The following is a 13113-nucleotide window of genomic DNA, read 5'->3' as shown; positions in this document are numbered from 1 at the left end:
ACCAAAAAGACTACCCTCCGTTATCAAACAAGACCGGGTGACGCAGTCACCCCACGATAAGATCAGAACGGATCGAAAATGAGCAGCATTATTGAACAGCTCAATGCCGAGCAGGTTGCCCTGCAGGCTGCCAAGCGCGAACTCCCCGAATTCACCCATGGCGATACCGTCAAGGTGTGGGTCAAGATTCGCGAAGGCGACAAGGAACGTCTCCAGGCTTATGAAGGCGTGGTGATCGCCCGCTCCGGCGGCGGCATCACTGAAAGCTTCACCGTGCGCAAGATTTCGTACGGCGAAGGCGTGGAACGCGTTTTCCCGCTTTACTCGCCCAACATCGCTTCGGTCGAAGTGATCAAGCGCGGTAAGGTTCGTCGCGCCAAGCTCTACTACCTGCGCGATCGTCGCGGTAAGTCGGCTCGTATTTTCGAATCGACCAACGCTCGTACCCGCAAGATCGAAGCTGGCGAACGTGAAGCTGCCCAGGCCGCTCGCGAAGCCCGCGAAGCTGAGAAGATCGCTGCTGCCGAAGCCTTTGCCGCCGAACAGGCTGCCAAGGATGCGGAAGCCGCAGCCGCCGCTGCTGCAGCCGAACAGGCCGCAGCAACGGAAGGCGAAGCCAAGAGCGAATAAGCTTTTTAGCAGCTTGAACGATCAAAGCCCGGCCGCAAGGTCGGGCTTTTTTGTTGGCGCCCTGACACCCCGCGTCAGCAGTCGGAGCCGCGCTGCCATTTCCGGCTTTACCCTCGACCCGGCTTAGTCCTAAAAGTGCCTCGGCCCCAAGCCTTGGAAAAATCCGGATCTCGCGCATGACCCTTTCCGTCGTCACCTGGAACATCAATTCGGTTCGCCTGCGCCTCGATATGGTGCTCGATTTCCTGCGCCAATATCAGCCCGACGTATTGATGCTGCAGGAGATCAAGTGCACCAATGACCAGTTTCCGCGGAATGCCTTCATCGAGAACGGCTATCCGCACATGGCCGTGCACGGTCAGAAGGGCTATCACGGCGTCGCCATCGTCTCGAAATTCCCGCTGACCGACATATCGAGCCGCGTCTTCTGCGAGATTCCGGAATCGCGCCACGTATCGGCGCTGGTGGACATGGGCCATGGCCCCTTCACCCTGCACAATTTCTATATCCCGGCCGGTGGCGATGAGCCCGATCCGGAGCTCAACCCAAAATTCAAGCACAAGCTGGGGTTCCTGTCCGAGCTGAAAACCTGGTTCAACGAGCCGGTGTTTCAGCGCGGCCACCTCATCGCCGGCGATTTCAACATTGCCCCGCACGAGAACGACGTCTGGAGCCACAAGCAGCTCCTCAAAATCGTCAGCCACACCCCGGTCGAAACCGAAGCGCTCAATGGCCTGCTTACCGGTGGCCATGGCTGGGTCGACGTTGTGCGCAAGCACGTGCCCTACGACCAAAAGCTCTATTCCTGGTGGAGCTATCGCAGCGCCGACTGGAACGCCGCAGACAAGGGTCGTCGCCTCGACCACATCTGGTCCACCGCGGACGTCGCCGAACGCTCCATCGGCGCCGAAATCATCCGCCCCGCCCGCGGCTGGACCGACAAGCCGTCAGACCACGTGCCCGTCATCGCGCGCTTCGCAAAGCCCTAAAAATCACTCGTCGGTGCCGTTGAGAAAGTGAGCTCCCCACTCACTTTCCGGCACCAATTCGCCCACGGCATATTCGAAGGCGGCAACGCTGCGGATATCTGATGCCACCACGCAGCGGTAGCGGATATGGCGCCACTGTCCGTGACTGCGGAAGGCCCCGCCATCGGCGGCGAGATCGAGCCCGGTCACATCGATCGAATCGAAGGCATAGCCGACCAGCGCATCGGGCGCCTCCCCGGGCTCCGTCTCGCGCAACTGCTCCAGCGCTTCGATATTGCAAAGCTGGATGACCTGTTCCTCGTTCGCGAGGAGCGGAAAATTTTCCCGCACCTCGCTATTGGCAGGATCACTAAGGATCGAGGCTGCGTAAAATTCTGTTGCAGCAATCATGCCATTGCCCTGCTCTGGCGCGGGCGGTGCCTCCTGGGGTTCCGGTTCTTCGACCGGCTCCGCAAGCGGTTCGATCTCAAGACTTGGCGCTGAGAGCATCTTGGCCGCTGCCGCGGGCCTGGCCGCCGCCTCGGCTTCGGGGATGAGATCGACGATGATCGCGCCCGAGGGCGGCACGGGCAGCGGTTTCGGCACCGAAAGCCAGAAAATCGCCGCGAGCAACAGACCATGCACCAGGAGCGATCCGGCGAACGAACCCTGTTTCCGCCAATGCAATTGAACCGCGCCCCACATAGGCTGGGCGTGAACCGGCTTTGCGGCTGATTTTGGGAGTTTTAGCGGCTCTTCATCTTCCGCCGCAGCGGATCGAGCGCGCCGAGATAGCCGTTGAGCTCGCGCTCGATGCGCTGCGCCGCTTTCTGAGCCAGGTCAGGATATTGCCGAACCAACTTCAAAAATGCCGTACGCGGCACGAAAAGCAGTTCGCAATCGGTGACGGCGGTGATGGTCACCGGCCGCGGCTTGTCGAGAATCAGCGCCATGGTGGAAACGACGCTGCCAGGCTCCGACAGCGCATAAGGTTTTCCGGCCTCGACGCCCTCATTGCGCGCCTTGAGCGTGCCTTCGATGAGCACATAGGCGCCCTCGGGCACGGTGCCGGCCTTGTAGATGACTTCGTCGGCCTCGACATGGCGGCGATCGCTGGCAAAGCCCAGCATGCGCCGCTGCTCGTCGTCACATATCATGAAGAAATCGGCCCGCCCCAGAATGGCGGCCGCATCGTCCATTCTCATCAGCCACAGACCCGAATGCGCCCCGCCCGCCGAAAAGCTTCCGGCGGGTCAACGCATCTGTCTATAGGGCAGTTTTTCCACTTTATGAACACCCTTGACGGGCATCGTTAGGGAACGAGGCGATATCCCCCGTCTTCCGTCACTAGAAGCCGCGCATTGGAGGGGTCGCGCTCGATTTTTTGACGCAGGCGATAGATATGCGTCTCGAGCGTATGGGTGGTCACGCGGTTATTGTACCCCCAGACTTCCTTGAGCAGCACATCGCGCGTGATCGTCTTCGGACCCTGGCGGTAAAGATACTTCAAAATGGAAGTTTCCTTGTCCGTCAGCCGCACTTTTGTGCCGTCATTGCTCTCGAGGAGCTTTGCTGCCGGCTGAAAGCTGTATTGGCCGATGGTGAAAACGGCATCCTCGCTCTGGTCGTGCTGGCGCAGAGCCGCATTGATGCGGGCGAGCAGCACGGGAAAGCGGAACGGCTTGGTGAGATAATCATTGGCCCCCGAATCGAGCCCCTTGATCTCGTCGGCCTCGGTATCGTGCCCGGTCAGCATCAGCACCGGGCTCTTGAAACCTTCCTGGCGCATCAGTTTGACGGCGTCGCGACCATCCATGTCGGGCAGGCCGACATCGAGAATGGTCAATTCGACATTGTTCTCACGCAGGGCTTTCAGCGCGTCATTGGCGGTGCCGGCTTCGACAATATCGAATTCAGGCTGGCTCTTGAGCTGCTCGACCAGGGTTTCGCGAAGGTCCGCATCGTCGTCTACAACAAGGATGCGTCGCTTATTCATTACAGTCTCCGGTCTTTTACATTCAGCGGACCAAGATCACATCATTGCGACCTGTTCTTGGCCCGCCAATCACATCGACGTTATTCGGCTGAAAGTAACGTCAGCACACCGGAAAAAGTTGCAACGCCTCAAATTTGATCGCGCCGGCCAAAGAGCGCCGAGCCGACGCGAACATGGGTCGCGCCCATGGCGATGGCCGTTTCGAAGTCGCCACTCATGCCCATGGAGAGGTTTTCGACCCCTGCCAATTTCGCCAGCCCCGCCAATTGCGCGAAATAAGGCCCCGCCGGCTGGCCATCGGGCGGAATGCACATCAGGCCCACAATATCGAGGCCATGCACCTCGCGGCAGCGCCGGACGAATCCCACCGCCTCCTCCACGGAAACGCCGGCCTTCTGCTCTTCGCCGCCAATATTGACCTGCACGAAGCACGGCAGGCGCTTTCCCGCCCGCTGCATTTCCTCGGCCAGAACGCCGGCAAGCTTTTCTCGGTCGACCGTCTCGATGACATCGAACAGGGCCACGGCTTCTCGCGCCTTGTTGGTCTGCAGAGGCCCGATCAGGTGTAGCACGACGTCCGGAAACGCCTCGCGCAACCCAGGCCACTTCTCCTTGGCCTCCTGCACGCGATTCTCCCCAAACGCACGCTGCCCCGCTTCGAGAAACGGCCGCACCGTCTCAGCGCCAAAAGTCTTCGACACGGCAATAAGTTCGACGCTTTCGGGTGGTGCACCGAATCTGTGGTGCGCTTTTTTCACGCGGTTGCGAATGTAGTCGAGCGCCGCGCGGGCGCTGTTGACGCGATCGGCCATGAGAAGGCCCCGTTTCTGTTGACCTTGAGGGGGATTTCTGGTGATGGTCCGGTAGCCAAAATCCCCCAAAAGCGCAAGCTGGCCCAGCCCTTTGAGGTCAAACGCGCGCTTCGGACAAAGAATTTTCAAGGACGAGCAAGTGAGCGGCGAACGCTACAATCCGCGCGAAAGCGAACCGAAATGGCAAAAGATCTGGGACGATGCGAAGAGCTTCGTCACCGCCAATGACGATCCGCGCGAGCCCTACTACGTCCTGGAAATGTTTCCGTACCCGTCGGGGCGCATCCATATGGGCCACGTGCGCAACTATTCCATGGGCGACGTCGTGGCGCGCTACTATCGCGCCCGCGGCCGCAATGTGCTGCACCCCATGGGCTGGGACGCTTTCGGCCTGCCGGCAGAAAACGCCGCCATCGAGCGCAAGACCCATCCGGGCACCTGGACCTACCAGAACATCGAGGCAATGAAGGCGCAGCTCAAATCGATGGGCCTTTCCATCGACTGGACGCGCGAATTCGCCACCTGCTCGCCTGAATATTACCAGCACCAGCAGGCGCTGTTCATCGACATGCTCGAAGCTGGCCTGATCACCCGCAAGAACTCGAAGGTCAACTGGGACCCCGTCGACATGACCGTGCTCGCCAATGAGCAGGTCATTGACGGGCGGGGCTGGCGCTCGGGCGCAGTTGTGGAACAGCGCGAGCTGACCCAGTGGTTCTTCAAGATTTCCGATTTTGCCGAAGACCTCCTGGAGGCCCTCGACACCCTGACCGAATGGCCGGAAAAAGTCCGCACCATGCAGCGCAACTGGATCGGCAAGTCCGAAGGCCTGCGCCTGCTGTTCGAACTGGCCCCGTCTAACAACACCGATGCCACGAGCATAGAAGTCTTCACCACGCGCCCGGACACCATTTTCGGTGCTTCCTTCGTCGGCCTCTCGCCCGACCATCCGCTGACGACTGCTTTGGCTGCTAACAACCCGGCTCTGGCGGAGTTCGTCGCCGAATGCCATCGCCACGGCACTGCCACGGAAACGCTGGAAAAGGCGGAGAAGCAGGGTTTTGATACGGGTCTGCGCGTAAAGCATCCCGTCATCGAGGGTGAAACCCTGCCCGTCTATGTCGCCAATTTCATCCTGATGGATTACGGCACCGGCGCCATTTTCGGCTGCCCGGCACACGACCAGCGCGACCTCGACCTCGCTCGCAAATATGGCCTGAGCGTCATTCCCGTCGTGCTGCCGTACGGCGCCGACCCGGCAACCTTCGAAGTCGGCAATGAAGCCTATGTTGACGCTGGCAACATCTTTAATTCCGGTTTCCTCGATGGCCTCTCAATCGACGACGCCAAGAAGAAGATCGCCGAGCACTTTGGTGCCCGCACCGTCGACGGCAAGCCGCAGGGCAAGGTGGAAGTGAACTATCGCCTGCGCGACTGGGGCATTTCGCGCCAGCGCTATTGGGGCTGCCCGATCCCGGTCATCCATTGCGAAGTCTGCGGCACCATTCCCGTGCCGAAGAAAGACCTGCCGGTCCGTCTGCCCGAAGACGTCACCTTCGACAAGCCGGGCAATGCGCTCGACCACCACCCCACCTGGAAGCACGTCCACTGCCCGCAATGTGGCGCTTCCGCCCGTCGCGAAACCGACACCATGGACACCTTTGTGGATTCGTCCTGGTATTTTGCGCGCTTCACCGCGCCCCACGCCGATACGCCGACCATTCCGGCCGTCGCCAATCGCTGGCTGCCGGTCGACCAATATATCGGCGGCGTCGAGCACGCGATTCTGCACCTGCTCTATTCGCGCTTCTTCACCCGCGCCATGAAGGCAACCGGGCACGTCGATATCAGCGAACCCTTCAAGGGCCTCTTCACCCAGGGCATGGTCACGCACGAGACTTACAAGTCGGCATCGGGCGAATGGGTGAACCCCACCGAGATCGTCATCGAAGCCACGGGCGACACCCGCACTGCCCGCGACCTCAAGACCGGCGCGCCGATCAGCATCGGTTCGGTCGAAAAGATGAGCAAATCCAAGAAGAACGTCGTTGATCCCGACGAGATCGTCGCCACCTACGGCGCCGATACCGCGCGCTGGTTCATGCTCTCGGATTCGCCGCCGGAGCGCGACGTGCAGTGGACGGAGGCCGGCGTCGAAGGCGCCAGCCGCTTCCAGCAGCGCGTCTGGCGTCTGGTCAACGAATCGATCGAGATTGCCAAACAGTCTCCAGCGCTCGTTTCCGAAAAAGATACAGCGGACGCTGTCGCCTTGCGCCGCATTATTCATCGGGCAGTCCATGGTGTCGCTCAGGACATCGAAGGCCTGCGATTTAACCGTGGTGTCGCGCAGATATACGAATTGACCAATGCGCTGAGTAAAGCCTCCGGCAGCACAGGTGCAATTGGTCGCGAGCTGGGCAAGGCGATCACTGAAGGCGTTGAAAAGCTGGCGATTCTTCTCAGCCCCATGATGCCGCACCTTTCGGAAACCTGCTGGGAAGTGCTTGGAAAGACCGGGCTCGTTGCCGATGCAAGCTGGCCCGATGTCGATCCGGCCCTGCTCGTCGACGACGAAGTGACCCTGCCGATTCAGATCAACGGCAAGCGCCGCGCCGAAATCACCGTCGCGAAGGGTCTGCCCGCCGCCGAAGTCGAACAACGCGTCTTGTCACTCGACGAAGTTGTCCGCATTCTGGAGGGCAAAGCCCCGAAGAAAATCGTCGTGGTGCAGGACAGGATCGTCAATGTCGTCGTCTAGGCTAAAGCGCCTCGCCCTGATCGTCCCCCTTGCCCTGGCTTCGGCCGGGCTTGGGGCCTGTTCCTTCCAGCCCGTCTATTCCGGCGCGCTGGCCGAAAACCCGCAGCTGCAGCTCGCTTATGCGGCGCCAAAAACGCGGCTTGAGCAGATCGTCTATCAGGAACTGAGCTTCCGCCTCGGCAAAACCACTTCGCCTACGGCTCCGCTTGTCTCTGTTGCGGTCTCTGCCGGCGACGCCGAGCCCTATCTCAGCGCCACGGCCAATCCCAACAAGCCGCGTGAGATGAACGTGTCGGCTACTGTGATCATCACGCCCCGCGACGGCGTCGACAACAAGCCGATCACCATTACCCGCACGGCAAAGGCCCAGCATACGCGCAGCGGGCAGGTCCTGGCCGACGAACAGGGCATCATCGAGGCTCAGGAGCGCGCTGCGCGTTCCGTGGCTGAGTCGCTGCGTCTGGCCATTCTGGCGGCCCTCGCAAAGGGATGACCGCCCTAAAAGCCCATGAGGTCGCGCGTTTCCTCGCGCGACCCGACCTCACCGAAGGCATTTTTCTCGCTTACGGTCCCGATGGCGGCCTCGTCCGCGAAACAGCACAGCGCCTGATTCGCTATCTTAGCGGCGAAGACCCCGCCTCTGCCGACGTTTTCATCTTCGATGGCCCTGAGCTCGACGCCGAACCCGGGCGCCTCATCACCGAGGCCCGCAGCATCTCGTTGTTTGGCGGCAAGCGTATCATCCGCGTGCGCAATGCCAGCAAAAGCCTCGTCATGCCGCTGACCGAGCTCCGCGACGACCCCGGCGGCACCGCCATCGTGCTGGAAGCGGGCAATCTTGCCCCACGCGACGCCCTCCGGGCCCTGGTAGAAGCGGCAAAACTCGGCCGCGCACTGCCCTGCTATCCTGACACCGACGAAACACTCACCAACCTGATGCGTGAAACGTTCAATCAGGCCGGTATTCGTACAGATTCCGACGTCATTCCCACGCTGCGCGAAATTTTGGGCAATGATCGCGAAATCACCCGTCGCGAACTCGAAAAACTCACCCTTTTCGCCGCCAGCACCAAATCCCTGACGCGCGAAGACGTTCTTACCCTCTGCGCCGACAACGGCGCCCTCGCCATTGACGCAATTCTCGACGCCACCGGAGGCGGTCACGCCGAAAAGCTGGAAATGGCGCTCAATCGCGCGCTCTCGTCTTCGGTCAACCCCCAGCAATTGCTGGCCATGCTGACCAATCACTTCGCCAATCTGCGCCGGTGGCGCGTTGAAGTGGATTCCGGCAAGACTCCGCGTGCGGTGCTCGACAACGTAAAACCAAAGCCGCATTTTTCGCGCGCCGGCCAGCTCGAACAGCAGTTGCGTCTCTGGACCGATCCGGCTCTCGCCCAAGCCTCCGACCGGCTCCTACAGGCCACCAGCGACAGCCGCCGCAAGCCGGCTTTGGCTACCGCGATTTTGCACCGCACCACTCTAGCCCTCTGCATGATGGCCGCAACGCATTGATTTCAAACGTGTTTCACGTGGATCATTGCTCGTAGATACAAAAAAGAAGGCCTCAGTTCACACCGGGGCCTTCTCAATTGCGGCATTCCGAGTAGCCTAATTATGCTGCCCGGTAAGCTTCAGACACAGCGCATCAAGCTGCTCCAGCGTCTTGTAGCGGATTTCCACCCGCCCGCCGCGCTCCGAATGGGCCAGAGACACGGACAGCCCCAGCACGTCGGAAAGACGGCGCTCCAGCGCCACCGTATCCGCATCCCGCACCGGCTCGCTCGCCGAAATTTTTCGTGCTGGTGCCTCGCGCTGTTGGCTCAAAGCCTCGGCTTCACGCACCGAAAGCCCCTTGTCGACGATTTGCCGCGCCAGACCCGAGGGGTCTTCGACCGTAATCAGTGTCCGCGCATGACCGGCCGTCAGTGTGCCGCTCGAAACCATCCCACGCACATCTTCCGGCAATTTCAGCAAACGCAGAGTATTGGCCACATGCGAGCGGCTCTTGCCGATCACCTGAGCCAAGTCCTGCTGCGTATAGTCGAACTGCTCAATGAGCTGGCCATAACCCATGGCCTCTTCCAGCGGATTGAGATCAGCGCGCTGTACGTTTTCGATGATGGCGAGCTCGAGCGCTTCTTTGTCATCGACCTCTCGGACGATAACGGGCACATCATGCAGCCCAGCCTTCTGCGCCGCGCGCCAACGACGCTCACCGGCAATCAGCTCAAAAATGTTCGGATCATCAGTCGGTCGAACCAGTAGCGGCGACATGACGCCCTTTTCGCGGATCGAATTGGTCAGCTCTTCAAGTTGATCGGGATCAAAAGTCCGCCGCGGATTGGCGCGATTGGCAATGATGAAATCAACCGGCAGTTTCTTGCCGCCCGAACCGGTATCGGTCACGCGCGCCGCTTCCAGGGAAGCCATATCGCCAATCAGAGCAGCCAGACCCCGGCCAAGACGTGTGGGTTTGTCGTTCATCTTTGAACTCCTAGGCTGCGACCAGTCGCCGCTCGCGGCGAATGACTTCGGTGGCAAGGCGCAAATAGGCCTGGCTGCCCGCGCATTTCAGATCGTAAAGCAAAGCCGGCTTGCCATAAGACGGCGCTTCGGAAAGCCGCACGTTGCGCGGAATGACGGTGTCATAGACGAGATCGCCCATTTCACTGCGCACGTCAGCCAGCACCTGTTCGGACAGATTGTTGCGCTTGTCGAACATGGTCATCACCACGCCTTGGATGGAGAGGCGCGGATTGAGCGTCGAGCGAATCTGTTCGATGGTCTGCAGCAGCTGGCTAAGGCCTTCGAGCGCAAAAAACTCGCACTGCAGCGGCACCAGCACCGCATCGGCGGCAACCAGCGAATTGACGGTAAGCAGGTTCAGCGACGGCGGGCAATCGATGAGAATATAGCTCACCGCCTGGTCGTTGATCCGCAGGTCTGAAAGCTGCTTAAAAGCGTCGCGCAGCTTGAAGGCGCGATCGGCCTGTCCGGCGATGGTCAATTCGACGCCCAGAAGGTCCATGGTCGACGGAATGATGGCCACGTTCGGCACGCTCGTCATGATGGCGGCCTGCGCCACGCTGGCTTCGCCGACCAAGACGTCATAGGACGAGACTTCGCGATTATCGCGCGAAATGCCGAGCCCGGTGGAGGCATTGCCTTGCGGGTCGAGATCGACGATCAGTACGCGCTCGCCAATGGCTGCCAGCGCCGTCGCCAGATTGATCGCCGTGGTCGTCTTGCCGACGCCACCCTTTTGATTTGCCAGGGTCAGGATACGGGGTGCCAAGAGAAGGCCTCCAGTTGTGCCGCTAAGACGCTGATTTTCTTTTGAGATTTGTGATCGTTAAGATCACGCCGCCCGGATCAGTATCACTCTTGTTTACTACCACGTCATAGTGCCAATGCGCACCCGATTCCGTGAGTTCATCAACATGTTCCCGTCCTTTATGCAGGATTGCCCGAGTTTTCGCAGCGAAAAACGGCTCCATCCAGTCACAAAGCAGTGGCAACGCCGCGAGGGCGCGGGACGTGATCACATCCGGCACCGGTGTTTCACGTGTATCAATTTCGTCGCTGCGGCGGCCGATGACAGTAACATTCAGTCTAAGTTCGCGCGAAACGGTCCGCAGAAAGCTGACCTTTCGCGCCGTGGGCTCCACGAGCACAAAATGACGATCAAGACCCTTGCTGGCGATGGCCAGTGGCAAAGCCGGGAAGCCTCCTCCGCTACCGAGGTCCATAAACTCACGATCCCCGGCGGTCAGTTGCGACAAGACTTGCAGGCTATCGGCGAAGTGTCGCTCCCACACGGCGCCCAGCGTTTCACGTGAAACAAGATTCTGCACTGCCTGCCATTTCTTCAGCAGGGCAACATAGGATTCCAGATCGCGGCCAACCTCATCCAGTGAGCGGCCAAAATGCACCGCATAGGGCGCAATCGCTTTGAAGTCGGCCATCAACTGGCCTTCCGCAGATCGCCGCGACGGATCACGGCAAGCAACAGTGTGATTGCAGCCGGCGTCATGCCATCCATCGCCTGCGCCTGCGCAATCGTCTGCGGCCGGAACTGCGTCAACTTCTGCCGCAGCTCCATCGAGAGCCCCGGAATGGCGTGATAGTCCAGCTCATCCGGAATCTGCCGCTGTTCATCACGCCGCATGCTTTCGATGTCGGATTGCTGCCGATCGAGATAAACGGCATACTGGGCGTCGATACCCAACTGCTCGCGCGCAGCCTCCGGTATATCCGAAAGCTCTGGCCAGAGTTTTGTGACATCGTCCCACCCAAGATCGGGATAGGACAGAATTTCAAACGCGCTCCGACGCTTGCCATCCTCGTTGATGGCAATACCAGCCTTGCGAGCTTCGCTGGGAGAAGCGACAGCAGCTCGAAGCCGCTGCCTGCCATCGTTGAGCGCAACAACCTTTGCCGAGAACAGTTCGCGACGTTCCTCGCCCACCAGACCCTTTTCGATACCCTGCGGCGTCAAGCGCTGGTCAGCATTGTCGGCCCGCAAATGCAGCCGGAACTCTGCCCGCGAGGTAAACATGCGATAGGGCTCCGAAACGCCACGCGTCACGAGATCATCGATCATGACGCCGAGATAGCTCTCGGTGCGCGAAAGGATCATAGCGTCCTGGCCACTGGCAGCCAGAGCAGCATTGGTGCCAGCGAGCAGACCCTGCGCACCGGCCTCTTCATAGCCCGTCGTGCCATTGATCTGCCCGGCCAGATAAAGCCCCGGCTGGCGCTTCACTTCCAGCGTCGGCCGCAGTTCCCGCGGATCGACATAGTCATATTCGATGGCATAGCCCGGCCTCACGATCCTTACATTTTCTAGCCCCGGCATGGAGCGCAGGAACGCGTCCTGAACTTCGGCGGGCAGAGAAGTCGACAGGCCATTCGGATAGACCGTCTGCTCTTCAAGACCTTCCGGCTCCAGGAAAATCTGGTGGCTATCGCGATCGGCGAAGCGCACGATCTTGTCTTCAATAGACGGGCAATAGCGCGGACCGCGCGATTGAATGCGACCCGAATACATGGCCGAACGATGCAGGTTATCCTGAATGATTTTGTGCGTTTCCGCCGTCGTCCGGGTAATATGGCACGACACCTGCTGCGTCGTGATTGTCTCGGTCAGCGCCGAAAAGGCTTCCGGCGGATTGTCACCCGGCTGTTCTTCCAACACGGAATAGTCGATGGAATCCTTGTCCAGCCGCGCCGGCGTGCCCGTCTTCAGGCGTCCAAGCTGCAGGCCAAGATTTTCAAGGCGCGTCGAAAGCCCGAGCACCGGCTTTTCGCCAACACGTCCAGCCGGGGTTGTCTCTTCCCCGCGGTGAATAAGACCACGCAAGAAGGTGCCTGTCGTCAGCACCACTGCCTTGGTGGAAAAGCGACGACCATCGAGCAGCACGACGCCAGAAATGGCGCCATCGGTCACCTCAAGGTCGTCAACCTCACCTTCGATAACGTCGAGATTGGCCTGTGCTGAAATGGCAGCCTGCATGGCATTTCGGTAAAGCTTGCGGTCTGCCTGGGCGCGCGGACCGCGCACCGCCGGACCTTTGCGGCGATTAAGCACACGGAACTGAATGCCGGCTTCGTCAGCTACGCGACCCATCAGCCCGTCAAGGGCGTCGATCTCTCGTACCAAATGGCCCTTCCCCAAGCCACCGATAGCCGGATTGCAGCTCATCTCGCCGATCGTCGCAAAACGATGGGTGATCAGGGCCGTGGGGACACCAAGCCGTGCAGAAGCGGCAGCCGCCTCACAGCCGGCGTGACCGCCCCCAACGATAATGACAGCATAATCAGTCATAGGAATTTTCCTGAACGGCTCTCGACGGCGCACGAGATCGGCGCAACGGAAACAGAGCGATCAATTGAAGTTGGCGCTTCTCATACAGCGTCTTGAGTTCTAAGAAAACCTCTCGCTGTGTT

Annotated in this window: 13 protein-coding genes; 5 read left to right on the top strand and 8 right to left on the bottom strand. The window is 60.2% G+C overall.

Features of this window, described 5'->3' with window-relative positions:
• Positions 1-78 precede the first annotated feature (78 nt).
• Entirely contained in the window at positions 79-630 is a 552-nt protein-coding gene (rplS, locus tag J7557_RS08150; protein WP_291419153.1) for a 50S ribosomal protein L19, read from the top strand.
• A gap of 176 nt (positions 631-806) precedes the next feature.
• Positions 807-1619, top strand: a complete 813-nt coding sequence (locus J7557_RS08145; protein ID WP_291419151.1) for an exodeoxyribonuclease III — start codon at positions 807-809, stop codon at positions 1617-1619.
• A gap of 3 nt (positions 1620-1622) precedes the next feature.
• Here the strand turns inward: J7557_RS08145 and J7557_RS08140 are convergent, their stop codons facing one another.
• From J7557_RS08140 to J7557_RS08125, 4 genes are all read right to left on the bottom strand, one after another.
• Positions 1623-2243, bottom strand: a complete 621-nt coding sequence (locus J7557_RS08140) for a DUF930 domain-containing protein (protein ID WP_291419149.1) — start codon at positions 2241-2243, stop codon at positions 1623-1625.
• A gap of 101 nt (positions 2244-2344) precedes the next feature.
• Positions 2345-2797 (bottom strand): Crp/Fnr family transcriptional regulator, encoded by a 453-nt coding sequence (locus J7557_RS08135; protein WP_291419147.1) that lies wholly within the window; start codon positions 2795-2797, stop codon positions 2345-2347.
• Positions 2798-2910: 113 nt separating this feature from the next.
• Positions 2911-3594, bottom strand: a complete 684-nt coding sequence (locus tag J7557_RS08130; RefSeq protein ID WP_291419145.1) for a response regulator transcription factor — start codon at positions 3592-3594, stop codon at positions 2911-2913.
• 128 nt (positions 3595-3722) lie between these two features.
• On the bottom strand, positions 3723-4406 hold the full coding sequence (locus J7557_RS08125) for a YggS family pyridoxal phosphate-dependent enzyme (protein WP_291419143.1): 684 nt from the start codon (positions 4404-4406) through the stop codon (positions 3723-3725).
• Between the two features lie 139 nt (positions 4407-4545).
• Here J7557_RS08125 and leuS point away from each other — a divergent pair, with 139 nt between their 5' ends.
• Genes leuS through holA form a run of 3 tightly spaced genes read left to right on the top strand, consistent with a single transcriptional unit; the run spans position 4546 to position 8676 of the window.
• Positions 4546-7164, top strand: coding sequence for a leucine--tRNA ligase (gene leuS, locus J7557_RS08120; protein WP_291419141.1), 2619 nt, complete (start codon positions 4546-4548; stop codon positions 7162-7164).
• A complete protein-coding gene (locus tag J7557_RS08115; RefSeq protein ID WP_291419139.1) occupies positions 7151-7657 on the top strand; it encodes a hypothetical protein in 507 nt (168 codons plus the stop codon). Before leuS ends, J7557_RS08115 begins: the two co-directional genes overlap by 14 nt.
• Complete coding sequence (gene holA, locus J7557_RS08110; RefSeq protein ID WP_291419137.1) at positions 7654-8676, top strand: DNA polymerase III subunit delta; 1023 nt, start codon at positions 7654-7656, stop codon at positions 8674-8676. Before J7557_RS08115 ends, holA begins: the two co-directional genes overlap by 4 nt.
• A 96-nt stretch (positions 8677-8772) precedes the next feature.
• On the opposite strand, the gene J7557_RS08105 is transcribed toward holA, so the two are convergent.
• From J7557_RS08105 to mnmG, 4 genes are read right to left on the bottom strand one after another with little or no spacing between them, the layout of a single operon-like run.
• The gene (locus J7557_RS08105; protein ID WP_291419135.1) at positions 8773-9648 is read right to left on the bottom strand and encodes a ParB/RepB/Spo0J family partition protein; all 876 of its coding nucleotides are present in this window, start codon (positions 9646-9648) and stop codon (positions 8773-8775) included.
• Positions 9649-9658: 10 nt separating this feature from the next.
• The gene (locus J7557_RS08100; RefSeq protein WP_291419133.1) at positions 9659-10459 is read right to left on the bottom strand and encodes a ParA family protein; all 801 of its coding nucleotides are present in this window, start codon (positions 10457-10459) and stop codon (positions 9659-9661) included.
• A 22-nt stretch (positions 10460-10481) separates the two neighbouring features.
• The gene (gene rsmG / locus J7557_RS08095) at positions 10482-11129 is read right to left on the bottom strand and encodes a 16S rRNA (guanine(527)-N(7))-methyltransferase RsmG (protein ID WP_291419131.1); all 648 of its coding nucleotides are present in this window, start codon (positions 11127-11129) and stop codon (positions 10482-10484) included.
• Positions 11129-12991 carry a tRNA uridine-5-carboxymethylaminomethyl(34) synthesis enzyme MnmG gene (gene mnmG, locus J7557_RS08090; protein WP_291419129.1) on the bottom strand — a complete coding sequence of 621 codons (1863 nt, stop codon included), beginning with the start codon at positions 12989-12991 and terminating at the stop codon, positions 11129-11131. The genes rsmG and mnmG overlap by 1 nt, the downstream gene beginning before the upstream one ends.
• Positions 12992-13113: the final 122 nt, after the last annotated feature.

Source organism: Devosia sp. (assembly GCF_017744655.1).
Classification (GTDB): domain Bacteria; phylum Pseudomonadota; class Alphaproteobacteria; order Rhizobiales; family Devosiaceae; genus Devosia.
Note: the sequence above shows the minus strand (reverse complement) of the source record. Positions and strands in the feature narration are given on the sequence as shown.

What these genes read in the sequence shown, in the direction of transcription:
- rplS (WP_291419153.1), top strand. Translation starts at nt 79, where the DNA reads ATGAGCAGCATTATTGAACAGCTCAATGCCGAGCAGGTTGCCCTGCAG.
- J7557_RS08145 (WP_291419151.1), top strand. Translation starts at nt 807, where the DNA reads ATGACCCTTTCCGTCGTCACCTGGAACATCAATTCGGTTCGCCTGCGC.
- J7557_RS08135 (WP_291419147.1), bottom strand. Translation starts at nt 2,797, where the DNA reads ATGGACGATGCGGCCGCCATTCTGGGGCGGGCCGATTTCTTCATGATA.
- J7557_RS08130 (WP_291419145.1), bottom strand. Translation starts at nt 3,594, where the DNA reads ATGAATAAGCGACGCATCCTTGTTGTAGACGACGATGCGGACCTTCGC.
- J7557_RS08125 (WP_291419143.1), bottom strand. Translation starts at nt 4,406, where the DNA reads ATGGCCGATCGCGTCAACAGCGCCCGCGCGGCGCTCGACTACATTCGC.
- J7557_RS08115 (WP_291419139.1), top strand. Translation starts at nt 7,151, where the DNA reads ATGTCGTCGTCTAGGCTAAAGCGCCTCGCCCTGATCGTCCCCCTTGCC.
- holA (WP_291419137.1), top strand. Translation starts at nt 7,654, where the DNA reads ATGACCGCCCTAAAAGCCCATGAGGTCGCGCGTTTCCTCGCGCGACCC.
- J7557_RS08105 (WP_291419135.1), bottom strand. Translation starts at nt 9,648, where the DNA reads ATGAACGACAAACCCACACGTCTTGGCCGGGGTCTGGCTGCTCTGATT.
- rsmG (WP_291419131.1), bottom strand. Translation starts at nt 11,129, where the DNA reads ATGGCCGACTTCAAAGCGATTGCGCCCTATGCGGTGCATTTTGGCCGC.
- mnmG (WP_291419129.1), bottom strand. Translation starts at nt 12,991, where the DNA reads ATGACTGATTATGCTGTCATTATCGTTGGGGGCGGTCACGCCGGCTGT.